This window comes from Saccharothrix sp. 6-C, from assembly GCF_016695385.1.
Classification (GTDB): Bacteria; Actinomycetota; Actinomycetes; order Mycobacteriales; family Pseudonocardiaceae; genus Actinosynnema; species Actinosynnema texasense.
Map to the genome: position 1 here is coordinate 432,076 of NZ_CP064192.1, position 21,984 is coordinate 454,059.

Genomic DNA, 21,984 nt, shown 5'->3' on the forward strand with positions numbered 1-21,984 from the left:
CACCGCGAAAACGAACAAGCTAAGGTTCAACCACAGCAAGCGAAACACCGGAAACACAAAGCCCCGGATTGAACCGCGGTAAGACTGCGGAACGAAATGGTGAGCGCGTGTTCTTTGAGAACTCAACAGCGTGCCGAATAGCCAGTAAATTTATGAACCTCGTCAAGAGGTTTCCTTTGAGATTGTTACTGGACAACTGACATTCATGTCAGTGTTGTTCGGAGCGATCAAACATTCCTTATTGGAGAGTTTGATCCTGGCTCAGGACGAACGCTGGCGGCGTGCTTAACACATGCAAGTCGAGCGGTAAGGCCCTTCGGGGTACACGAGCGGCGAACGGGTGAGTAACACGTGGGTAACCTGCCCTGTACTCTGGGATAAGCCTGGGAAACTAGGTCTAATACCGGATATGACTCCATTAGGCATCTTGTGGGGTGGAAAGTTCCGGCGGTACAGGATGGACCCGCGGCCTATCAGCTTGTTGGTGGGGTAATGGCCTACCAAGGCGACGACGGGTAGCCGGCCTGAGAGGGTGACCGGCCACACTGGGACTGAGACACGGCCCAGACTCCTACGGGAGGCAGCAGTGGGGAATATTGCACAATGGGCGAAAGCCTGATGCAGCGACGCCGCGTGAGGGATGACGGCCTTCGGGTTGTAAACCTCTTTCAGCGGGGACGAAGGGCAACTGACGGTACCCGCAGAAGAAGCACCGGCTAACTACGTGCCAGCAGCCGCGGTAATACGTAGGGTGCGAGCGTTGTCCGGAATTATTGGGCGTAAAGAGCTCGTAGGCGGTTTGTTGCGTCGGCTGTGAAAACTTCACGCTTAACGTGGAGCCTGCAGTCGATACGGGCAGACTTGAGTTCGGCAGGGGAGACTGGAATTCCTGGTGTAGCGGTGAAATGCGCAGATATCAGGAGGAACACCGGTGGCGAAGGCGGGTCTCTGGGCCGATACTGACGCTGAGGAGCGAAAGCGTGGGGAGCGAACAGGATTAGATACCCTGGTAGTCCACGCCGTAAACGGTGGGTGCTAGGTGTGGGGGACTTCCACGTCCTCCGTGCCGCAGCTAACGCATTAAGCACCCCGCCTGGGGAGTACGGCCGCAAGGCTAAAACTCAAAGGAATTGACGGGGGCCCGCACAAGCGGCGGAGCATGTGGATTAATTCGATGCAACGCGAAGAACCTTACCTGGGCTTGACATGCACCGGAAACCTGCAGAGATGTAGGCCTCTTCGGACTGGTGTACAGGTGGTGCATGGCTGTCGTCAGCTCGTGTCGTGAGATGTTGGGTTAAGTCCCGCAACGAGCGCAACCCTCGTTCCATGTTGCCAGCGCGTAATGGCGGGGACTCATGGGAGACTGCCGGGGTCAACTCGGAGGAAGGTGGGGATGACGTCAAGTCATCATGCCCCTTATGTCCAGGGCTTCACACATGCTACAATGGCCGGTACAGAGGGCTGCTAAGCCGTGAGGTGGAGCGAATCCCACAAAGCCGGTCTCAGTTCGGATCGGGGTCTGCAACTCGACCCCGTGAAGTCGGAGTCGCTAGTAATCGCAGATCAGCAACGCTGCGGTGAATACGTTCCCGGGCCTTGTACACACCGCCCGTCACGTCACGAAAGTCGGTAACACCCGAAGCCCGTGGCCCAACCAGCTTGCTGGGGGGAGCGGTCGAAGGTGGGACTGGCGATTGGGACGAAGTCGTAACAAGGTAGCCGTACCGGAAGGTGCGGCTGGATCACCTCCTTTCTAAGGAGCATTCCTCACCGGTTCTCTTCGGAGGGCCTGTGGAGAGCCATGCCGGCGGCGAATGATCGTCGGATGGTTGCTCAATGATGTGGATGCTGGCTATATACAGAATCTGGGATTGTCCGGGGAGTTAGTACTGTCCGTAAGGGCGTGGAAGGGTCTCCCGAGGGTTCGAGTCTTCTGTTCGGTACGCTGTTGGGTCCTGAGGGAACACGTGAGTGTCTCTTTCAGCGAGAAACGACAGGACGGTCTCCGTCCGCGAACCGCTGGTCTTCGGATCGGGTAGGCGTGGGCAGTAGTGGGATGGTGTCTGGTTGTTCTTTGAGAACTGCACAGTGGATGCGAGCATCTTTGTGGCAAGTTATTAAGGGCACACGGTGGATGCCTTGGCACCAGGAGCCGATGAAGGACGTAGGAGACTGCGAAAAGCCTTGGGGAGCTGTCAACCGAGCTGAGATCCAAGGGTATCCGAATGGGGAAACCCGGCCCCAGTCATGTGGGGTCACCCACGCCTGAACACATAGGGCGTGTGGAGGGAACGCGGGGAAGTGAAACATCTCAGTACCCGCAGGAAGAGAAAACAACCGTGATTCCGTGAGTAGTGGCGAGCGAAAGCGGAAGAGGCTAAACCGTATTCGTGTGATACCCGGCAGGGGTTGCGTGTACGGGGTCGTGGGACCTGTTCGTCAGTTCTGCCGGACTGACAAGGAGTCATAAAACGGTGTCGTTAGCGGAACGCGTCTGGAAAGCGTGGCCGTAGAGGGTGAGAGTCCCGTACGCGAAAACTCACCGTCTCCTTACAGTGTTCCCAAGTAGCAGCGTACTCGTGAAATTCGCTGTGAATCTGGCGGGACCACCCGCTAAGCCTGAATACTACCTGGTGACCGATAGCGGACTAGTACCGTGAGGGAAAGGTGAAAAGTACCCCGGGAGGGGAGTGAAATAGTACCTGAAACCGTGTGCCTACAATCCGTCGGAGCCTTTCGGGGTGACGGCGTGCCTTTTGAAGAATGAGCCTGCGAGTTAGTGCTGCGTGGCGAGGTTAACCCGTGTGGGGTAGCCGTAGCGAAAGCGAGTCCGAATAGGGCGTTCCAGTCGCGTGGTCTAGACCCGAAGCGGAGTGATCTAGCCATGGCCAGGGTGAAGCGTGGGTAAGACCGCGTGGAGGCCCGAACCCACCAGGGTTGAAAACCTGGGGGATGAGCTGTGGTTAGGGGTGAAAGGCCAATCAAACTCCGTGATAGCTGGTTCTCCCCGAAATGCATTTAGGTGCAGCGTCGTGTGTTTCGTGCCGGAGGTAGAGCACTGGATGGTCTAGGGGGCCCACAAGCTTACCGAAATCAACCAAACTCCGAATGCCGGTACGTGAGAGCGCGGCAGTGAGACTGCGGGGGATAAGCTTCGTAGTCGAGAGGGAAACAGCCCAGAACGCCGGCTAAGGCCCCTAAGTGTGTGCTAAGTGGGAAAGGATGTGGGGTCGCCCAGACAACCAGGAGGTTGGCTTAGAAGCAGCCACCCTTTAAAGAGTGCGTAATAGCTCACTGGTCAAGTGGTCCTGCGCCGACAATGTAGCGGGGCTCAAGCACACCGCCGAAGCCGTGTCATTTCAGTGTCATGCTGGGATGGGTAGGGGAGCGTCGTTCAGCCATTGAAGCGCCGGAGTGATCCAGGTGTGGAGGCTGGACGAGTGAGAATGCAGGCATGAGTAGCGAAAGACGAGTGAGAAACTCGTCCGCCGGATGACCAAGGGTTCCTGGGCCAGGCTAATCCGCCCAGGGTAAGTCGGGACCTAAGGCGAGGCCGACAGGCGTAGTCGATGGACAACGGGTTGATATTCCCGTACCCGTGTGAACGCGCCCATGGCGAACCTTGTGATACTAACCGCCCGAAGCCCGCTCTGATTCTTCGGATGAGGGGCGATGTGGAGCGCGGGACCTGAACTTGTAGTAGTCAAGCGATGGGGTGACGCAGGAGGGTAGCTCCGCCAGTGAGTGGTAGTACTGGTGTAAGCGTGTAGGCCGGTGTGTAGGCAAATCCGCACATCGTCAAGGCTGAGACGTGATGCATAGCCGATTGAGGCGAAGTAGAGTGATCCCATGCTGCCGAGAAAAGCCTCTAGTGAGTGTTCATGCGGCCCGTACCCCAAACCGACACAGGTGGTCAGGTAGAGAATACCGAGGCGATCGGGCGAACTGTGGTTAAGGAACTCGGCAAAATGCCCCCGTAACTTCGGGAGAAGGGGGGCCGAGGGATTTGAAGCCCCTTGCGGGCTAGGATTTTTCGGCCGCAGAGACCAGCGAGAAGCGACTGTTTACTAAAAACACAGGTCCGTGCGAAGTCGCAAGACGATGTATACGGACTGACGCCTGCCCGGTGCTGGAACGTTAAGGGGACCGGTTAGTCTTTCGGGGCGAAGCTGAGAACTTAAGCGCCAGTAAACGGCGGTGGTAACTATAACCATCCTAAGGTAGCGAAATTCCTTGTCGGGTAAGTTCCGACCTGCACGAATGGCGTAACGACTTCTCGACTGTCTCAACCACAGGCCCGGCGAAATTGCACTACGAGTAAAGATGCTCGTTACGCGCGGCAGGACGGAAAGACCCCGGGACCTTTACTATAGCTTGGTATTGGTGTTCGGTTCGGCTTGTGTAGGATAGGTGGGAGACTGTGAAGCGCTGACGCCAGTCAGTGTGGAGTCGTCGTTGAAATACCACTCTGGTCGTACTGGATGTCTAACCTCGGTCCGTGATCCGGATCAGGGACAGTGCCTGGTGGGTAGTTTAACTGGGGCGGTTGCCTCCCAAAGGGTAACGGAGGCGCTCAAAGGTTCCCTCAGCCTGGTTGGCAATCAGGTGTCGAGTGCAAGTGCACAAGGGAGCTTGACTGTGAGACCGACAGGTCGAGCAGGGACGAAAGTCGGAACTAGTGATCCGGCCATGGCTTGTGGAAGCGTGGTCGCTCAACGGATAAAAGGTACCCCGGGGATAACAGGCTGATCTTGCCCAAGAGTCCATATCGACGGCATGGTTTGGCACCTCGATGTCGGCTCGTCGCATCCTGGGGCTGGAGTAGGTCCCAAGGGTTGGGCTGTTCGCCCATTAAAGCGGTACGCGAGCTGGGTTTAGAACGTCGTGAGACAGTTCGGTCCCTATCCGCCGCGCGCGTAGGATACTTGCGGAAGGCTGTCCCTAGTACGAGAGGACCGGGACGGACGGACCTCTGGTGTGCCAGTTGTCCTGCCAAGGGCATTGCTGGTTGGCTACGTTCGGAAGGGATAACCGCTGAAAGCATCTAAGCGGGAAGCCTGTTCCTAGATGAGGTATCCCACCCCTTTGTGGGTTAAGGCCCCCAAGAGACCATTGGGTTGATAGGCCGGAGATGGAAGGTCGGTAACGGCTGGAGTTGACCGGTACTAATAGGCCGAGGACTTGTCATGAAGACGCTACGCATCCACTGTGCGGTTCTGAAAGAACCGAACCGGACCATCACGGTCCACCCTGCTTTGTGTGGGGTGGGGTGTGGTGCCTACGGGTTGGTAATTTCATAGTGTTTCGGTGGTCATAGCGGTTGGGGAACACCCGGTCCCATTCCGAACCCGGTAGTTAAGCCTTCCAGCGCCGATGGTACTGCACTCGTGAGGGTGTGGGAGAGTAGGACGCCGCCGAACAATTCTTCGCCTTCAGGGGCACTCGATCAACTCGGGTGCCCCTGAAGGCTTTTTGCGTTACCGTCCCGGTCGTGGCCGAGGTGACGAGACACGACGACCTGGCGGAGTTCTGGGCGTTGACGGGTGACTTCTTCAACGCGGACCCCGTGTTCCACACCATCCCGATCGCGGCAGTGGACCGCAGGCTCCACCACGCCGACCCGGAGGACGAACCACCGCTGCTGGTGAGCGTCACCGAGGACGGTGTGCTGGTGGCCGCGGCACTGCGCACACCGCCGTGGCCGTTGACGTTGAGCGGTGTCGGGCCGGAGTGGGCGGAGGTCGTCGCGGACGCGTTGGCCGGCGAAGTGGAACTGCCCGGCGTGAACGGTCCCCGCGAGTCTGTGGAGGCGTTCGTCGTCGCCTGGGCCGCCCGCACGGGCTGCAACGCGCGGGAGCACATGGCGTTGCGCCTGTACGCGCTGGACGAGCTGGACGCCCCCGCCGACGTGCCCGGCACGGCACGGTTGGCGACCATGGACGACCTGGACCTGCTCACCGACTGGCGCACCGAGTTCGGTGTCGAAGCGACCGGGCAGGACCGCGACGGCACCAGCGAGGACCGGGTCCGGCTCATGGTGCGCGTCGGCCTGGAGGCCGGGCACGGCCACCTGATCTGGCACGTCGGCGACACCCCGGTGGCGTGGGCGGCGGCGAACGCGCCGGCGTCCGGCATGTCCCGCATCGGTCCCGTCTACACGCCGCCGGAGCACCGCAGGCACGGGTACGGCGCGGCGGTCACCGCGGCCTGCGCGGCGTGGGCGCAGGAGAACGGGGCCGAGCACGTGGTCCTCTACACCGACCTGGCGAACCCGACGTCCAACTCGATCTACCAGCGGATCGGTTTCCGGCCGGTGGTCGACTCGGCGGAGTTCGTGTTCACCCCGGCCGGTGGCTGAGCAGGTCCCCCGGCTGGCAGTCCAACGCCTCGCACAGGGCGGTCAGGGTGCTGAACCTGATCGCCCTGGCGCGGCCGTTCTTGAGGACCGACAGGTTGACCACGGTCACGCCGACGCGGTCCGCCAACTCGGTCAAGGTCATCCCGCGCTCGGCCAGCAGCCGGTCGAGGTGCACCTGGATGCTCACACGGTTCCCTCCAGGTCCGCGCGCATCTCCGCGCTCGTGCGCATGATCTTGCCAAGTGCCAGGAGACCCAACCCGCTGACCACCGCCCACCACGGCACGTCCCACTCGGCGGTCAGGGACGTCACGCCGGCCTCGGGCAGCACGGGCGCCAGGAGCCGGAGCCGGGCGGCGGCCTCGGTCAGCGTCACGGCCGGCACCGCGACGAGCGTGAACCACCCGAGGCGACGCAGCCGGTCCGCGGTGGCGGCGGTGTGGACGCCGTCGACGGCACCCCGTTCGAGCAGCCGCATGAGGAGCAGGAACAGCAAGGCGTAGCCGGCCATCGGCAACGCGACGTCGACCAGGTAGAGGACCCGTTCCCAGGTCGTCGGCTCGCTCAGGCAGACGCGCAACGACCCCGCGCTGAGGTGCCCGACGTCGGCCTGCGGCACGGTGCGGATCAGTTCCGTGCCCACGTGCGCCGTGATGCACACGGAAGTGCCGTAGGAGGCCACCGCGACCAGCGTGATCGCGGCCAAGGACACCGCGGTGGTCACCGACCACAGGAGCCGGACGACGACGGTCAGCGGCTGCAACGGGTTGCGGGGCACCGTCACACCGTTCCTTCGAGGTCCGCGCGCATCTCCGCGCCGGTCCGCATGACCTGCGCCAGCGACAGCAGCGCGATGCCGGTGATGACCGCCCACCACGGCGCCTCCCACCCGCCGAGGAACGCCAGGAACCCGGCGTCGAACGTGACGGCGGCGTGCACCAGCGAGGTCCGCGCGATCGACTCGACCAGCGCCGCCGCCGGCAGCACCCACAGCAGGTAGTGGCCGAGGCGGCGCACGCCGATCGCGGTGCCCGGGGTGTAGATGCCGTGCCGTGACGCTCCCCGCAGCAGCAACAGGAGCAGCAGGAGCGCGCCGACCTGGGTGAAGGCGGTCGGCGCCGCGGACAGGACGCCGAGCACGTGCTGCCACGGCGCGGGGTCGTCGACGCACAGCGTGACCCGGTCGACGGCGGCCAAGCGGACGCCCGCGGCGAGGTCACGGCCCTCGGTGTCGTGCGGCCAGGAGTCGGCGGTGAAGCACACCGGGTCGAACAAGCCGATCGTCAGGCGGATCGCGGTGGCGAGGCCGTAGACCCCCAGGCTCACCGCGAACACCGCCGACACGACACCGGTCAACGGCTCTAACGGGTTCCCCCTCGACATGACAGCCCCCCTGCATATCGTTTATCGATGTTATCGAGAAACGATACCGTCGAGGACGTCGCGCGTCACGGGCCGGTTGCGGGCGTGGGAGGAGAACACCAGGGACGTGGTCGTGTCGCCGTACCGCTGGGCCTGCTCCACGAACTCCTCCAGCTCGACCGTCGACCGGCACACCACGCGCAGCAGCCAGCAGTCGTCCCCGGTCACGTGATCCGCGTCGCGCACCTGGGCCAGCGTCACCACTCGCTCCCGGAACCGGGGCGTGTCCAGGCTGCGCACCCGCACCCGGACGATGGCCTCGATCGGCAGTCCGAGCCGCCGCGGGTCGACCACCGCCGCGTACCCGGTGACGATCCCGGCCTGCTCCAGCCGCCGCACGCGCTCGGTCGTCGCGGGCGCGGACAGGGAGACCCGCTTGGCCAGCTCGGTGAACGTCATCCGCCCGTCCCGCTGGAGCAGGTCCAACAACTTCCAGTCCAGATCGTCCAGTTCCACCGTGGAATCGTAGGCGGAACCCAGGTCACGCCTGGAGTTCTGCATGGGGAAGAACACGCTGGTCAGCGACGATCTACCCATGACGAACACGCTCCGCTTCCCCGCTGCCGACCCCGCCGACGCGGCGGCGTTCTTCGCCGCCGAACTGGCCTTCGAGGCCGACCCGGACGACGTGGTCCGCGACCTCCGGGCCGGCACGACCGAAGGCTTTCGGCTGGTCGAGACGCGCAGCCCCGAGGCGTTCGCGCGGGTCCGCATCCCCGGCGCGATCAACCTCCCGCACTGGGACGTGGACGAGACGACGACCGCCGGCTGGGACCGCGACCTCGTCTACGTCTGCTACTGCGAGAGCTTCGAGTGCAACGCCGCCACCAAGGGCGCGCTCGAGCTGTCGCGCCTCGGGTTCAAGGTGAAGCGGCTGGCCGGCGGCATCACGACCTGGCACGCGTCGGGCTACCCGGTGGAGGGCGACGCCGTCGAGCCCGGCGGCACGAGCCTGCACGGGATCTCCTGCGACTGCTGATCTACCCTCGGACGAGTGACGCGCCTGCTCGTGCTGCAACCCGACCACGACGACCCGCCCGCCCGCCTCGGCGAGTGGCTGACCACCGCCGGGGCGGTGCTGGACGTGGTGAAACCGTACGAGGAACCGCTGCCGGACGCGCTCGACGGCTACCAGGGTGTGGTGTGCCTGGGCGGCGCGATGGGCGCGCTGGACGACGTCGAGCACCCGTGGCTGGCGGACGTGCGCAAGCTGCTGTCGCAGGCGGTGTCGAAGCGGGTGCCGCTGCTCGCGATCTGCCTCGGCGCGCAGCTGCTGGCGGCGGCCACCGGCGGGCAGGTGCGGCGCAGCCCGCAGGGGCCCGAGATCGGCGTGCAGCTGGTGGCGAAGCGGGACGCGGCGAGCGGCGACCCGCTGTTCGGCGAGCTGCCGTGGACGCCGGACGTGCTGCAGTTCCACGAGGACGAGGTCGGCTTCCTGCCGCCGACGGCGCTGCTGCTCGCGTCGTCCCCGAAGTGCGCGAACCAGGCGTTCCGCGTCGGTGACCGCGCCTACGGCGTGCAGTTCCACATCGAGACCACGCCGGAGATGGTTCTCGGCTGGGCCGAGGGGTACCCGGAGGTGGTGGCGGGCGTGCGACCGGGCGTGCTCGACGCGGACCGACTCGTGGCCGGTCACGAGGACATTCGGGAGGTGTGGCAGCCGTTTGCCGAACGATTCGTGCGCTTGGCCGCCGGTGAGCTGACGATCCACCGGAGCCTGCCGCTGGTGTGATGAACCTCCGTTGGTGTGAGCGTTCATCGATCGGACAGGTAGCGTTCACCTTGTCGTTGTGAGTGTTCATCGGCCAGACGGGTAGCGTTTACCTTCGACTGTGTCGATTCAGTTGGAGGAATCAGCGTGGATGCCTCGCTCCTCGTCATCATCGTGGTCATCACGGCTCTGGTCTTCGACTTCACCAACGGCTTCCACGACACCGCGAACTCGATGGCGACCTCCATCGCCACCGGCGCGCTGCGGCCACGCACGGCCGTCGCGTTCTCCGCGGTGTTGAACCTGGTGGGAGCGTTGTTGTCGGTCGAGGTGGCCAAGACCATCTCCGGCGGGATCGTCGACGACGCGAGAATCACGCCCGCGATCGTGTTCGGCGGGCTGATCGGCGCGATCATGTGGAACCTGGTCACCTGGTACGTCGGGCTGCCGTCCAGCTCGTCGCACGCCCTGTTCGGCGGCCTGATCGGCGCGACGTGGGTCGCCTCGGGCGCGGACGCCGTGCACTTCGAGAAGGTCGTGGACAAGGTCGTCGCGCCCGCGATCGCCGCGCCGCTGGTGGCGGGCATCGTGGCGCTGCTGGCCACCTTCCTGACCTACCGGCTGACCAAGCGGGCGCGGAAGTCCGTGACCGACAAGGGGTTCAAGGCGGGCCAGATCGCGTCCGCCGCGCTCATGTCGCTGGCGCACGGCACGAACGACGCCCAGAAGACGATGGGCATCATCACGCTCACGCTGATCACCGCCGGGACGCTCACGCCGGGCTCGGAACCGCCGCTGTGGGTGATCCTGAGCGCGGCGGTCGCCATCGCGCTGGGCACGTACCTGGGCGGCTGGCGGATCACGAAGACCCTCGGCTCGGGCCTGACCACGATCGAGGCGCCGCAGGGCTTCGCCGCGCAGACCAGCGCGGCGACCGTGATCATGGCGTCCTCGCACCTGGGGTTCGCGCTGTCCACCACGCACGTCGCGTCCGGCGGCATCATGGGCTCCGGCCTGGCCCGCCAGCGCGACGGCGTGCGGTGGGGCGTGGCGGGTCGGATGGCGGCGGCCTGGGGGCTGACGCTGCCGGCGGCGGGCCTGGTCGGCGCGCTCGCGGGCAAGGTCGCGTCGCTGGGCACGCTCGGCGTGGTGGCCGTGGCGGTGGTGGGCATGGCGGTGGCGCTGGTGATCTGGCTGCTGTCGCGCCGTGAGCCGGTGCGGCCCGAGCACGTGGTGGACGAGATCGCGGCACAGGCCGAGACGCACAAGGTGGCGGCGTGAAGATCGACTGGGTGGCGCTGGGCTCCGTCTTCGGGGTGAGCCTGGCGGTGGTGCTGGGCCTGGTCCTGCTGTTCTCCGGCGGGCTGCGCGCGTGGTCGGCGCGGGAGGTGGCGCAGGAGCGGCAGGCGTCGACGGCGCTGCCGACGGTCGCGGCGGTGGCGTGCCTGCTGGCGTGCGTGACCGTAGTGTTGTTCGGCATCTACTTGATCGTGGCGAGCTGACGCTTCCCGGAGCGTCCCGGCGGGCTACGGTGTTCGTCGATGACCGATCCAGCCCGCCTCCCCACGTCCCCCGCCCGGTTCGGCCTGACCGAGGCGCGCGGCGGTGAGCACCTGCGTGCCGCCGGGTGGTGGGAGGGGCGACGGCCGACCGAGGGCAACGAGCCGATCCTGGTGGCGTTGTCCCGCAGCCCCGACCCGGACCTGGCGCTGCTGGGGATCGACCGGCTGCGCGTCGCGCTCGGCGACCGGTGGCCCGAGCTGGACCGGGCGCTGCGGGACGGCGAGGCGTTGCGCGGTCGGCTGCTCGCGGTGCTCGGCTCGTCCACCGCGCTGTCGGACTTCCTGGTCGCCAACCCGGACCGCTGGCGCGACCTGGTCGACGACGAGCCGGTGGACGCCGGGGCGTTCGCGCCCGCCCTGGTCGCCGCGGTCGACGGCCTGACCGACGCGGACGCGGTGCGGGCGCTGCGGGTCGAGTACCGGGCGCTGCTGTGCCGGATCGCCGCCGTCGACCTGGCGCACGTGGTCGAGCCGGACCAGCGGTACGTCAACTACGACGACGTCGCGAGCCTGCTGTCGGACCTCGCGGTGGCCGCGTTGCGGGCCGCGCTGGACGTCGCCGGACGGCAGGTGCCGCGGTCCGACGAGTGCCGGCTCGCGGTGATCGCGATGGGCAAGTGCGGCGCGCGGGAGCTGAACTACGTCAGCGACGTCGACGTGGTGTTCGTCGGCGAGGGCGACCTGGCCGTGGCGACCCGGTTGGCCGGCGCGGTGATGCAGGTCGCGGGCCAGGCGTGCTTCGAGGTGGACGCGGCGCTGCGGCCGGAGGGCAAGGCGGGCGCGCTGGTGCGCACCCTGGACGGCCACGCCACCTACTACCAGCGGTGGGCGCGGACCTGGGAGTTCCAGGCGCTGCTCAAGGCCAGGCCGGTGGCGGGCGACGAGGAGCTCGGCCGGCGGTACATGGACGTCGTGCGGCCCCTGGTGTGGACGGCCGCCGAACGGGAGAACTTCGTGCCCGACGTGCAGGCCATGCGCCGCCGCGTCGAGGACCACGTGCCGGCGGGCCTGACCGACCGGGAGCTGAAGCTGGGCCGGGGCGGGCTGCGCGACGTCGAGTTCGCCGTGCAGCTGCTGCAGCTCGTGCACGGCCGCGGTGACGAAGAGCTGCGCATCACCACGACCACCCAGGCGTTGGCGGCCCTGGGGCGCGGCGGGTACGTCGGTCGCACGGACGCCGCCGACTTCGGTCGCGCCTACCGGTTCCTGCGCACGTTGGAGCACCGGTTGCAGTTGCAGCGGATGCTGCGCACGCACCTGTTCCCGGCTGACGACGACGTGGCCGCGCTGCGCCGGCTGGCGCGTGCGTCGGGGTTGCAGGCCGAGGGCGGGCTGTCGGAGAGCCAGGTGCTGCTCGCCGAGTTCCGCAAGCGCGCCAACCAGGTGCGCCGGCTGCACGAGAAGCTGTTCTACCGGCCGTTGTTGCAGGCCGTCGCGAACGTGCCCACGGAGGCGCTGCGGCTGACCACGTCCCAGGCCGCGGCGCGCCTGGCCGCCCTGGGTTACGCGGCGCCGGACGGAGCGTTGAAGCACATCGAAGCGTTGACCAGGGGTGTTTCCCGGCGGGCCCGGATCCAGACGGCGCTGCTGCCGGTGCTGCTCGACCTGTTCGCCACCACCCCGGACCCCGACCGCGGCCTGCTGGCCTACCGGAAGGTGTCGGAGGCGTTGGCCGAGACGCCCTGGTACCTGCGGCTGCTGCGGGACGAGGGCACGGTGGTCGACCGGCTGGCCGCGCTGCTGGGCACGTCGAAGCTCGTGCCGGACCTGCTGGTGCGCGCGCCCGAGGTGCTGCCGCTGCTGGCCGACACCGACGCGCTCGTCGGCCGCGACCCCATGACCATCGGCAACCCGCTGCGCAGCGCCGTGTCCCGGTACAACGACCTGGAGCGCGCGGTCACCGCCGCCCGGTCGCTGCGCCGCCAGGAGCTGCTGCGGGTGGCGTCGGCGGACCTGCTCGGGCTGGTGCCGCTGCGCACGGTGTGCGTGTCGTTGTCCGAGGTGTGGGTGGCGGTGCTCCAGGCGGCGTTGGACGCGGTGGTGCGCTCGGCCGGTGAGCGGCAGGCGTCGATCGCGGTCATCGGCATGGGCCGGCTCGGCGGACGTGAGCTGGGGTACGGGTCGGACGCCGACGTGCTGTTCGTGTGCGAGCCCGCGCCCGGGGTGAGCGACGCGGACGCCGCCCGGTACGCGTCGTCGGTGGTGGAGCAGGTGCGGCGGCTGCTCAACGCGCCCAGCCAGGACCCGCCGCTGCAAGTGGACACCGACCTGCGGCCGGAAGGCAGGCAGGGGCCACTGGTGCGCACGCTCGACTCCTACCGGGCCTACTACGCGCAGTGGGCCGAGCTGTGGGAGGCGCAGGCGCTGCTGCGGGCGCGGTTCATCGGCGGCGACGCGGACCTCGGCGCGCGGTTCGTCGAGATGATCGACCCGGTGCGCTACCCCAAGCAGGGCCTGGACGCCGGCGCCGTGCGGGAGATCCGGCGCATCAAGGCACGCGTCGAGGCCGAGCGACTGCCGCGCGGCGCCGACCCGTCCACCCACACCAAGCTGGGGCGGGGCGGGCTCGCCGACGTCGAGTGGACCGTGCAGCTGCTGCAGCTGCAGCACGCGGGCGAGGTGCCCGGCCTGCGCACGCCGTCGACCGTGCGGGGGCTGCGTGCGGCCACGGAGGCCGGGTTGATGTCGGAGGACGACTCGTCGGCCCTGATGGACGCGTGGGTGATGGCGACCGAGGCGCGCAACGCCGTCGTGCTCGTGCGGGGCAAGGCCGGCGACCAGCTGCCGACGGCCGGGCGGGACCTGGCCGCGGTGGCGTCGGCGATGGGGCACGCCGGTGACCCGGGCGAGTTCCTGGACTCCTACCGGCGCACGGCGCGGCGCGCGCGGGCCGTGATCGAGCGCATCTTCTACGGGTCCTGAACACTGGGGTCCGTGAAAGCGATCGCGCAGACCGAATTCGGAGATGCCGAAGTCCTCGTGGTGCGGGAGCTGCCGGACCCGCCGATCGCGCTGGACCAGGTGCTGGTCGAGGTGCGTGCCGCCGGGGTGAACCCGGTGGACCGGCTGGTGCGCATGGGGTACGTGGCGAGTTCGATGCCGTGCCACTTCCCGCTGGTGCCGGGCTGGGACGTGGCCGGGGTGGTGCGGGCCGTCGGGCCCGCGGTGGACGGGTTCGCCGTCGGCGACGAGGTGTTCGGCTACCAGCGCAAGGACCACGTGCAGAACGGGACGTACGCGGAGCTCGTCGCGGCCACCGAGCGCGGGTTGGCGCACAAGCCGGCGTCGCTGTCGTTCGAGGAGGCGGGCGGGCTCGCGCTGACCGGGCTGACCGCGCTGCAGTCGTTGCGCAAGGTCGGGGTGTCCTCAGGCGACACGGTGCTCGTGCACGCCGCCGCCGGCGGTGTCGGGCACCTGGCCGTGCAGGTGGCGCGGATCCTCGGCGCGGCGCGGGTGATCGGCACGGCGTCGCCGCGCAACCACGACTTCCTGCGGTCGCTCGGCGTGGAGCCGGTGGCCTACGGGGACGCGCTGGTGGACAACGTGGCCGAGCTGCTCGGCGGCGACGGGCTGGTCGACGTGGTGTTCGACTGCGTCGGCGGCGCGGCGCTCAACGACTCGCCGGCGCTGGTACGCGACCCGGCCCGGATCGTGTCCATCGTGGACACCAACGTGCTGGAGCTCGGCGGCCGCTACTCCTACGCCAAGCCCGTGCGGGAAGACCTGGACTGGCTGGCCGGGCAGGCGGGGTCGGGCGCGTTGAAGGTGGAGGTCCAGCAGACGTTCCCGCTGGCGCAGGCCGCGGAGGCGCACCGGCTGCTGGAGGGCAAGCACGTGCGCGGCAAGATCGTGCTGACCGTGTGACCGGTGGTGAAGGGCCCCCGTCGCGGACGGCGGGGGCCCTCCGGTCGCCTACTCCTCGTCGACGGTCGGGACCGTGGTGAGCAGTTCGACGATCCACTCCTCGACGAGCGTGTCGTCGGACTCCTCGTCCTGGACGAGGCGGTTCGACACCCGGACACCGAGGCCGAGCACGTCGGCGGCGCCGATCGCCTCGATCGCCTCGGCGGCGGAGTCGAAGATGTTGGTGGACAGCACCTGGGCGGGGATTGCGACGTCATCAGACACGGCGCGACCTTAACCGCCCGCCACGATCGGGGTCGGAGCAGCCCTGGTGTCGACGGCCTGTTCACCGGGGACTACCCACCGTCGAACCAGGGCCGCCTCGCATTGACTATCGGTGTTCCTTATGCCGAGACTAGCGACACTCCTGGGGGAGACTCACGTTCGCACGCGTGCGCCCGGACGAAGGACGTCATGGACGACGAGACCCACCGCAAGAAGAGCAGCGCGGTTCTGAAGATCAGCTTGGTCGTGCTCGGCGTGCTGGTCCTGCTCGGGGTGATCCAGGCGGTCACCGCCGGCACGGTCGGCGTCGGCGCGCTGAGCGTCACCCTGCGTGAGCCCCCTTCGCCCTCCGCTTCCGCGTCGTCCTCGTCGTCCACGTCGGACGAGACCGTCGGCAGCCTGGACGGCGCGGTGGGCACCACGTCCCAAGTGGACGTGCCGTCCGGCGCGGACGCGTCCGCCAAGGTCCTCACCGGGTCGTGGAAGCAGGCGCGCGGCCTGCTCACCGTCGAGGTCACCAAGGTGGAGAACGCGGGCGGCCGGGTCAAGGTGTTCGTGACCGCCGTCAACGCCGGCAACGCGAAGATGGACCTGCCCGTCGCGTCCGTCACCGCGGTCGACGACGCGCAGCGCGAGTACGGCGCTTCCGCGTCCGCCAGCCGGTGGCCGGTGTCGATCGCGAAGAACTCCAGCATCAACGGGTACCTGGAGCTGGACCAGCGGGTCGGCGCCGACAGCACCGCGTTCTCGCTGACGTTCGCGGGGATCATCGGCCGGCTCGCGCCGACCGGCGGCGCGGTGACCGTGACCGGGATCCCGATCCCCGCGTAGGTGGACGTCCTCGTCGGTGTCGCGCTCGGGCTGGTCGGCCTGTGGCTGCTGCTCGTGCTGTGCCTGTTCCTGGGGCGGCCACGCGGGGTGGCGCTGCGGCTGGTCCTCCGGCTGCTGCCGGACGTGCTGCGGCTGGTGACCCGCCTGGCCCGCGACCCGCGGGTGTCCCGGTCGGCGCGGGTGCGCCTGTGGCTGCTGCTGGCCTACCTGGCGCTGCCGTTCGACCTGGTGCCCGACTTCATCCCCGTCCTGGGGTACGCGGACGACGCGATCGTGGTGGTCTGGGTCCTGCGCTCCGTCATCCGCGCCGCGGGCCCCGAGGTGGTCGCCGAGCACTGGCCGGGCACACCGGACGGCCTGGCCGTCGTGCGGCGGCTGACGAGGACCTAGCCAGGCACACCGCGAACGGGTCGTCCGAGCCCGACGCGACCCGCTTCCCGACGTCCGCGCCGGTCAACACCTCCGCGAACCGTTGGTGAGGATGTCCAGCAGTACAAAACCACCGGCGGGTGATCGAGTCGTTAGGTGCGGGTGGCCGGTGAGGACTCCGGTGGACCGACGCCGACCGCCGGATCGAAGTACCCGAAGGCCGACGGCCGGGTGACTGTCACAGTCACCCGGCCGTCGGCCTGTGGAGGATCGAGTGGGGCTGGAAGGCAGCGCCCCGCGCCGATCACACGTCGTAGTACAGCGCGAACTCGTAGGGGTTCGGGCGCAGGCGCAGCGGGTCGATCTCCTGCTCGCGCTTGAACGAGATCCAGGTGTCGATGACGTCCGGCGTGAAGACGCCGCCTTCCAGCAGGAACTCGTGGTCCGCCTCGAGGCTGTCCAGCACCGCGTCCAGGGACGCCGGCACCTGCTTGACGTCGCGGGCCTCCTCGGGCGGCAGCTCGTAGAGGTCCTTGTCGATCGGGGCCGGCGGCTCGATCTTGTTCTTCACGCCGTCCAGGCCGGCCATCACCATGGCCGAGAACGCCAGGTACGGGTTGCCCGACGAGTCGGGGCAGCGGAACTCGATGCGCTTGGCCTTGGGGTTGTTGCCGGTGATCGGGATGCGCACGCACGCCGACCGGTTGCGCTGGGAGTAGACCAGCGACACCGGGGCCTCGTAGCCCGGCACCAGGCGGTGGTAGGAGTTCACCGTCGGGTTGGTGAACGCCAGCAGCGACGGCGCGTGGTGCAGGATGCCGCCGATGTAGTGGCGCGCCGTGTCCGACAGGCCCGCGTAACCGGACTCGTCGTGGAACAGCGGCTGGCCGTCCTTCCACAGCGACTGGTGGGTGTGCATGCCCGAGCCGTTGTCGCCGAACAGCGGCTTCGGCATGAACGTGACGGACTTGCCGGCCTGCCACGCGGTGTTCTTGATGATGTACTTGAACAGCATCAAGTCGTCCGCGGCGTGCAGCAGCGTGTTGAACTTGTAGTTGATCTCCGACTGGCCGGCGGTGCCCACCTCGTGGTGCGCGCGCTCGACCGAGAAGCCCTGGTCCTGCATGTTCAGGACCATCTTGTCGCGCAGGTCCGCGTAGTGGTCGGTCGGCGAGACGGGGAAGTAGCCGCCCTTGTACTTGACCTTGTAGCCGCGGTTGCCGCCCTCTTCCTCACGGCCCGTGTTCCAGGCGCCGGAGATCGAGTCGATCTCGTGGAAGGCCGCGTTCGCGGTGGTGTCGAAGCGGATCGAGTCGAAGATGTAGAACTCCGCCTCGGCGCCGAAGTACGCGGTGTCCGCGATGCCCGACTCGGTGATGTACTGCTCGGCCTTGCGCGCGATGTTGCGCGGGTCGCGGCTGTAGGCCTCACGCGTGAACGGGTCGTGCACGAAGAAGTTGACGATCAGCGTCTTCTCGATCCGGAACGGGTCGAGACGCGCGGTGTACAGGTCGGGCAGCAGCAGCATGTCCGACTCGTGGATCGACTGGAAGCCGCGCACCGACGAGCCGTCGAACGCGAGGCCCTCGGCGATGGCGTCGGCGTCGAACGCGGAGGCTGGGAGCGTGAAGTGCTGCATCACGCCGGGCAGGTCGCTGAAGCGGACGTCGACGAACTTCACGCCCTCGTCGGAAATGAACTTCAGGACCTCGTCGGGATTCTTGAACACCCTCGTCGACTCCTCTGCTGCGGTGGGGGCGTGGTTGTACGCCGCTGCGTGGTGCGGCCTGCCATCGTGGCGAAACTAAGACCGCGGTGTTGCCCAGCCGTCACCCACGTGTTTCGCCAGTGTTAACGGGCCTCCCAGGTCGGGCAACCCGACCGCCGCTCCTCACCCGCTGAGCACGGCCTTACTCTGGTGGGGTGAGCAAGTGGACCGGATCGTGGCTGTCAGGACCCCGCTCGGCGTTGGAACCAGGCGCCGACTCCGGAGACGGTACCGGGCAGCAGTGGCGGGGTGAACGCCTCGGCCTGCCCCGCTCGGGTCCCGGCTCCGTCGCCTCCACGGGCCGCCGCGCGATCGCCATCCTGGTCGACTTCGCGCTCTCGGGCGGCGTGGCGGGCCTGTTCACGATGCCCGAGCTGCCGCAGAACTGGAGCCTGCTGGCCTGGTTCTCCATCACCGTCATCGCGGTCGGCTTCTTCGGCTTCACCCCTGGTCACGCGCTGTTCGGGCTGCGGGTCGCCCGGCTGGACGGCGCGGGGACCGTCGGTCTGCCCCGGGCCGCGCTGCGGACGGCGTTGATCTTCCCCATCATCCCGGCCGTGGTGTGGGACGCCGACGGCAGGGGCCTGCACGACAAGGCCGCGGGCACCGTCGTCATCCGCGTCCGCTGACGTTCCCGAGAACGCCTCAGGCCCGCCCCGGGCACTTGCCGGAACGGGCCTGAACTGCGGAAACACTCGTCCGAGGCGTGCTCGGCGACGACGCGGCGAGCTCAGCGACGACGCTCAGCGACGACGCATGGCGCGCTGCACGTTGCGCATCTTGGCGCCCTGGGGCATCGGGCCCTTGGGCAGCGCCGCGCCGCGGCTGGCCAGCGCGGCCAGCCGGTTGTCGATCGTGTCGACCTGGGCGGTCGAGATGTTGCGCGGCAGCTTCATCAGGTGGCCCTGGAGCTTGCGCAGCGGCACCTGGCCGTCCTCGGTGCCCACGATGACGTCGTAGATCGGCGTCTCGCCGATGACCCGCGCCACCCGCTTCTTCTCCTGGGCGATCAGGTTCTTGACCCGGTGCGGCGCGCCCTCGGCGACCAGCACCACGCCCGGCCGGCCGAGCACCCGGTGCACCATGTCACCGCTCGTCGTGCCCGCCACAGCCTTCGTGACGCGCCACTTGCCGCGCAGGTTGTCCAGCGCCCACGCCGCCGCGCCGGCCTGGCCGTCGGCCTTCGCGTACACGGTGCGCTGCACCCGGCGGCCGAACACGATGACCGCGAGCAGCGCGCCCACCGCGATGCCCATGGGCAGCAGCACCCACTGCATGTCCCAGATGAGGCCGATCAGGAACGCCGCGGCCGTCGCGCCGAGCAGGCACGCCAGCATCAACGGCACGAGCGCCTTGTCCTCGCGGCGCTGCATCTTGAACGCCTCGAAGATCTGGCTGCGCTTCGCCTTCGATGCCGCGCGCCGAGCCTTCGCCGCTTCCTTGGAGGCCGCCTTGGCAGCCGCCTTGTCCTGCTTACCAGCCATGCCCACCAGGATACGGCGCGCCGTCGCGCCCCATGACGGGAGTACTCGCTGACCTCTGCGAGGATGCAGCGCATGGACCGGCTGCTGGAGGGACTCGACCCGGAACAGCGCGCCGCCGTGGAAGCTCCGCGCGGCCCGGTCTGCGTGCTCGCGGGCGCCGGCACCGGCAAGACCCGCACCATCACGCACCGCATCGCCTACTTGGCCCAGCGTGGCCACGTCTCGCCTGGTCAAGTCCTCGCCGTCACGTTCACCGCGCGTGCCGCGGGCGAGATGCGGACCCGGTTGCGGGCGCTCGGCGTGCACGGCGCGCAGGCCCGCACGTTCCACGCCGCCGCCCTGCGCCAGCTCCGCTACTTCTGGCCGCGCGTGGTCGGCGGCGAGCAGTGGCAGCTGATCGACCGCAACAAGCTGCGGCTGGTCGCGCAGGCCGCCAACCGCGCCGGCCTGTCCACCGAGTCCGACTCGCTGCGCGACCTCGCCGGCGAGATCGAGTGGGCCAAGGCGTCGCTGGTCGCGCCCGACGACTACCCGAACGCCGCCGGCCGCACGAGCCGTGACACGCCCGCGCCCGCCGACCAGGTCGCGCAGGTCTACCGGACCTACGAGGAGCTGAAGAACCAGGCGCAGCTGCTCGACTTCGACGACCTCCTGCTGCACACCGCGGCGGCGCTGGAGGAGCACGGCGAGGTCGCCGAGGAGTTCCGCGACCGGTACCGGTGCTTCGTGGTGGACGAGTACCAGGACGTCACGCCGTTGCAGCAACGCGTGCTGGACGCGTGGCTGGGCGCGCGTGACGACCTGACCGTGGTCGGCGACGCGAACCAGACCATCTACTCGTTCGCGGGCGCCTCGCCGCGTCCGCTGCTGGACTTCCCGCGCCGCTTTCCCGAGGCGGTCGTGGTGCGGCTGGAGCGCGACTACCGCTCGACACCCCAGGTCGTTGGCCTCGCCAACGAGGTGATCAAGTGGGCGCGCGACCGGCCGTCCGGGTCGCGGCTGCGGCTGATCGGGCAGCGCCCGGACGGCCCGAAGCCGACGTTCACCGAGTTCGACGACGAGACGCTGGAGGCCGCGGCCGTCGCGCGGCGGGTGAAGGCGCTGCTCGACGAGGGCGTGTCGGCCAGCGAGATCGCCGTCCTCTACCGCGTCAACGCCCAGTCGGAGGTCTTCGAGCAGGCGTTGGCCGAGGTCGGCGTGCCCTACCAGGTGCGCGGCGGCGAGCGGTTCTTCCAGCGGGCCGAGGTGCGGCAGGCGATGGTGGCGCTGCGGTCGGCGGCGGCGCACGAGCCGACCGGTGAGCTGCCGAAGGTCGTGCGCGGGGTGCTGGCCGGGATCGGCCTGACCGACGAGCCGCCCGCCGGCGGGACGGCGCGCGAGAAGTGGGAGTCGCTGCTCGCGCTGGTCGAACTGGCCGAGGAGCTGGTCACGACCGTGGACTCGGCGGACCTGCGGGCGTTCGTCACCGAGCTGGAGCTCCGCGCCGAGGCGCAGCACCCGCCGACGGTGGAGGGCGTGACGCTGGCGTCCCTGCACGCGGCGAAGGGCTTGGAGTGGGACGCGGTGTTCCTCGTCGGACTGGTCGAGGGCACGTTGCCGATCCAGCACGCCGAGGGTGACGACGCGGCCATCGAAGAAGAGCGCCGACTGCTGTACGTGGGCGTGACGCGGGCCCGTGAGCACCTGTGGATGTCGTGGGCGTTGGCGCGCGCCGCGGGCGGACGTCGTTATCGGCGGCGCAGCCGGTTCCTCTACGGGCTGGTGCCGGAGGACCACCCGGCGTCGCGCACGGCCAAGCGGGAGCCGCTGCAGAAGCGGCCCAAGCCGCAGTGCCGGGTGTGCGGGTCGGCGCTGGTGGACTCGCGGGCGGTCAAGCTCGGCCGGTGCGCCTCCTGCCCGTCGGATCTGGACGAGGAGCTGCTGGCCAAGCTGCGGGCGTGGCGGGCGGACCGGGCGCGTGAGCTGAAGGTGCCCGCGTACGTGGTGTTCACCGACGCGACGCTGGTCGCGATCGCCGAGCAGCGGCCCGAGGACGTCGCCGGGCTGGTGTCGATCTCCGGCATCGGCGCGGCCAAGCTCGACCGCTTCGGGGACGACGTGCTGGCCCTCGTGCGCGGCGGGCACTGACCGCCACCTCGGCCGGGCCGGCTTCACGGCCCGCTCGCACCTCACGTGGTCGGCGTGGCGCCTCACGTGGTCACTCCCGTCGAGGCCGCACCGGGCGGCGTTGATCCGGCGTTGATCTCCCGTTGATCCGCGGTCCGTGACCGCGCCCGACCCGCCCGCAGGCGGCGTGCTCCGTCCGAGTGGTCGACCCCTAGCGCTCTGTGCAGGGCAAACGCTGAATTT

Annotated in this window: 18 protein-coding genes and 3 rRNA genes; 14 read left to right on the plus strand and 7 right to left on the minus strand. The window is 68.2% G+C overall.

The window, feature by feature from the left end; genetic code table 11:
- Positions 1 to 238: 238 nt before the first annotated feature.
- The 4 genes from IOD16_RS02055 to IOD16_RS02070 all read left to right on the plus strand — a co-directional run bounded on the left by IOD16_RS02055 (position 239) and on the right by IOD16_RS02070 (position 6,361).
- Positions 239 to 1,756 (plus strand): 16S ribosomal RNA (locus tag IOD16_RS02055).
- 354 nt (positions 1,757 to 2,110) lie between these two features.
- Positions 2,111 to 5,192 (plus strand): 23S ribosomal RNA (locus IOD16_RS02060).
- 114 nt (positions 5,193 to 5,306) lie between these two features.
- Positions 5,307 to 5,423 (plus strand): 5S ribosomal RNA (gene rrf, locus IOD16_RS02065).
- The 16S, 23S and 5S rRNA genes sit together here, the layout of an rRNA operon.
- A gap of 71 nt (positions 5,424 to 5,494) precedes the next feature.
- Complete coding sequence (locus IOD16_RS02070) at positions 5,495 to 6,361, plus strand: GNAT family N-acetyltransferase (RefSeq protein WP_201438669.1); 867 nt, start codon at positions 5,495 to 5,497, stop codon at positions 6,359 to 6,361.
- Here IOD16_RS02070 and IOD16_RS02075 read toward each other — a convergent pair.
- The 4 genes from IOD16_RS02075 to IOD16_RS02090 are packed head-to-tail and all read right to left on the minus strand — an operon-like array spanning position 6,342 to position 8,238.
- Entirely contained in the window at positions 6,342 to 6,548 is a 207-nt protein-coding gene (locus tag IOD16_RS02075; RefSeq protein WP_123743931.1) for a helix-turn-helix domain-containing protein, read from the minus strand. The two genes, IOD16_RS02070 and IOD16_RS02075, sit on opposite strands and share 20 nt — an antisense overlap.
- Positions 6,545 to 7,144 (minus strand): DUF2975 domain-containing protein, encoded by a 600-nt coding sequence (locus IOD16_RS02080; protein ID WP_201438670.1) that lies wholly within the window; start codon positions 7,142 to 7,144, stop codon positions 6,545 to 6,547. The genes IOD16_RS02075 and IOD16_RS02080 overlap by 4 nt, the downstream gene beginning before the upstream one ends.
- On the minus strand, positions 7,141 to 7,716 hold the full coding sequence (locus IOD16_RS02085) for a DUF2975 domain-containing protein (protein WP_201438671.1): 576 nt from the start codon (positions 7,714 to 7,716) through the stop codon (positions 7,141 to 7,143). Before IOD16_RS02085 ends, IOD16_RS02080 begins: the two co-directional genes overlap by 4 nt.
- A gap of 57 nt (positions 7,717 to 7,773) precedes the next feature.
- Positions 7,774 to 8,238 carry an Lrp/AsnC family transcriptional regulator gene (locus IOD16_RS02090; protein ID WP_201438672.1) on the minus strand — a complete coding sequence of 155 codons (465 nt, stop codon included), beginning with the start codon at positions 8,236 to 8,238 and terminating at the stop codon, positions 7,774 to 7,776.
- Between the two features lie 79 nt (positions 8,239 to 8,317).
- Here IOD16_RS02090 and IOD16_RS02095 point away from each other — a divergent pair, with 79 nt between their 5' ends.
- The 6 genes from IOD16_RS02095 (at position 8,318) to IOD16_RS02120 (ending at position 14,919) form a co-directional block, all read left to right on the plus strand.
- The gene (locus tag IOD16_RS02095; protein ID WP_201438673.1) at positions 8,318 to 8,761 is read left to right on the plus strand and encodes a rhodanese-like domain-containing protein; all 444 of its coding nucleotides are present in this window, start codon (positions 8,318 to 8,320) and stop codon (positions 8,759 to 8,761) included.
- Between the two features lie 15 nt (positions 8,762 to 8,776).
- On the plus strand, positions 8,777 to 9,514 hold the full coding sequence (locus tag IOD16_RS02100; protein WP_201438674.1) for a type 1 glutamine amidotransferase: 738 nt from the start codon (positions 8,777 to 8,779) through the stop codon (positions 9,512 to 9,514).
- Between the two features lie 126 nt (positions 9,515 to 9,640).
- Positions 9,641 to 10,774: an inorganic phosphate transporter gene (locus tag IOD16_RS02105; protein ID WP_201438675.1), complete on the plus strand. Its 1,134-nt coding sequence runs from the start codon at positions 9,641 to 9,643 to the stop codon at positions 10,772 to 10,774.
- Complete coding sequence (locus IOD16_RS02110) at positions 10,771 to 10,995, plus strand: hypothetical protein (RefSeq protein WP_123743927.1); 225 nt, start codon at positions 10,771 to 10,773, stop codon at positions 10,993 to 10,995. Before IOD16_RS02105 ends, IOD16_RS02110 begins: the two co-directional genes overlap by 4 nt.
- Positions 10,996 to 11,034: 39 nt before the next feature.
- On the plus strand, positions 11,035 to 13,977 hold the full coding sequence (locus tag IOD16_RS02115) for a bifunctional [glutamine synthetase] adenylyltransferase/[glutamine synthetase]-adenylyl-L-tyrosine phosphorylase (RefSeq protein WP_201438676.1): 2,943 nt from the start codon (positions 11,035 to 11,037) through the stop codon (positions 13,975 to 13,977).
- 12 nt (positions 13,978 to 13,989) lie between these two features.
- Complete coding sequence (locus IOD16_RS02120; protein ID WP_123743925.1) at positions 13,990 to 14,919, plus strand: NADP-dependent oxidoreductase; 930 nt, start codon at positions 13,990 to 13,992, stop codon at positions 14,917 to 14,919.
- A gap of 48 nt (positions 14,920 to 14,967) precedes the next feature.
- Here the strand turns inward: IOD16_RS02120 and IOD16_RS02125 are convergent, their stop codons facing one another.
- Complete coding sequence (locus IOD16_RS02125) at positions 14,968 to 15,183, minus strand: hypothetical protein (protein WP_123743924.1); 216 nt, start codon at positions 15,181 to 15,183, stop codon at positions 14,968 to 14,970.
- 189 nt (positions 15,184 to 15,372) lie between these two features.
- On the opposite strand from IOD16_RS02125, the gene IOD16_RS02130 reads away from it, so the two are divergent.
- Positions 15,373 to 16,014, plus strand: coding sequence for a hypothetical protein (locus IOD16_RS02130; RefSeq protein ID WP_201438677.1), 642 nt, complete (start codon positions 15,373 to 15,375; stop codon positions 16,012 to 16,014).
- Positions 16,015 to 16,404 (plus strand): YkvA family protein, encoded by a 390-nt coding sequence (locus IOD16_RS02135; protein WP_123743922.1) that lies wholly within the window; start codon positions 16,015 to 16,017, stop codon positions 16,402 to 16,404.
- A gap of 283 nt (positions 16,405 to 16,687) precedes the next feature.
- On the opposite strand, the gene glnA is transcribed toward IOD16_RS02135, so the two are convergent.
- Positions 16,688 to 18,112, minus strand: a complete 1,425-nt coding sequence (gene glnA / locus IOD16_RS02140) for a type I glutamate--ammonia ligase (RefSeq protein ID WP_123743921.1) — start codon at positions 18,110 to 18,112, stop codon at positions 16,688 to 16,690.
- Between the two features lie 194 nt (positions 18,113 to 18,306).
- Here glnA and IOD16_RS02145 point away from each other — a divergent pair, with 194 nt between their 5' ends.
- Complete coding sequence (locus tag IOD16_RS02145; protein ID WP_123743920.1) at positions 18,307 to 18,780, plus strand: RDD family protein; 474 nt, start codon at positions 18,307 to 18,309, stop codon at positions 18,778 to 18,780.
- A 114-nt stretch (positions 18,781 to 18,894) separates the two neighbouring features.
- Here IOD16_RS02145 and IOD16_RS02150 read toward each other — a convergent pair whose 3' ends face one another.
- Positions 18,895 to 19,635: a DUF4191 domain-containing protein gene (locus tag IOD16_RS02150; protein WP_123743919.1), complete on the minus strand. Its 741-nt coding sequence runs from the start codon at positions 19,633 to 19,635 to the stop codon at positions 18,895 to 18,897.
- A gap of 63 nt (positions 19,636 to 19,698) precedes the next feature.
- On the opposite strand from IOD16_RS02150, the gene IOD16_RS02155 reads away from it, so the two are divergent.
- The gene (locus IOD16_RS02155) at positions 19,699 to 21,762 is read left to right on the plus strand and encodes an ATP-dependent DNA helicase UvrD2 (RefSeq protein WP_442978088.1); all 2,064 of its coding nucleotides are present in this window, start codon (positions 19,699 to 19,701) and stop codon (positions 21,760 to 21,762) included.
- Positions 21,763 to 21,984 lie beyond the last annotated feature (222 nt).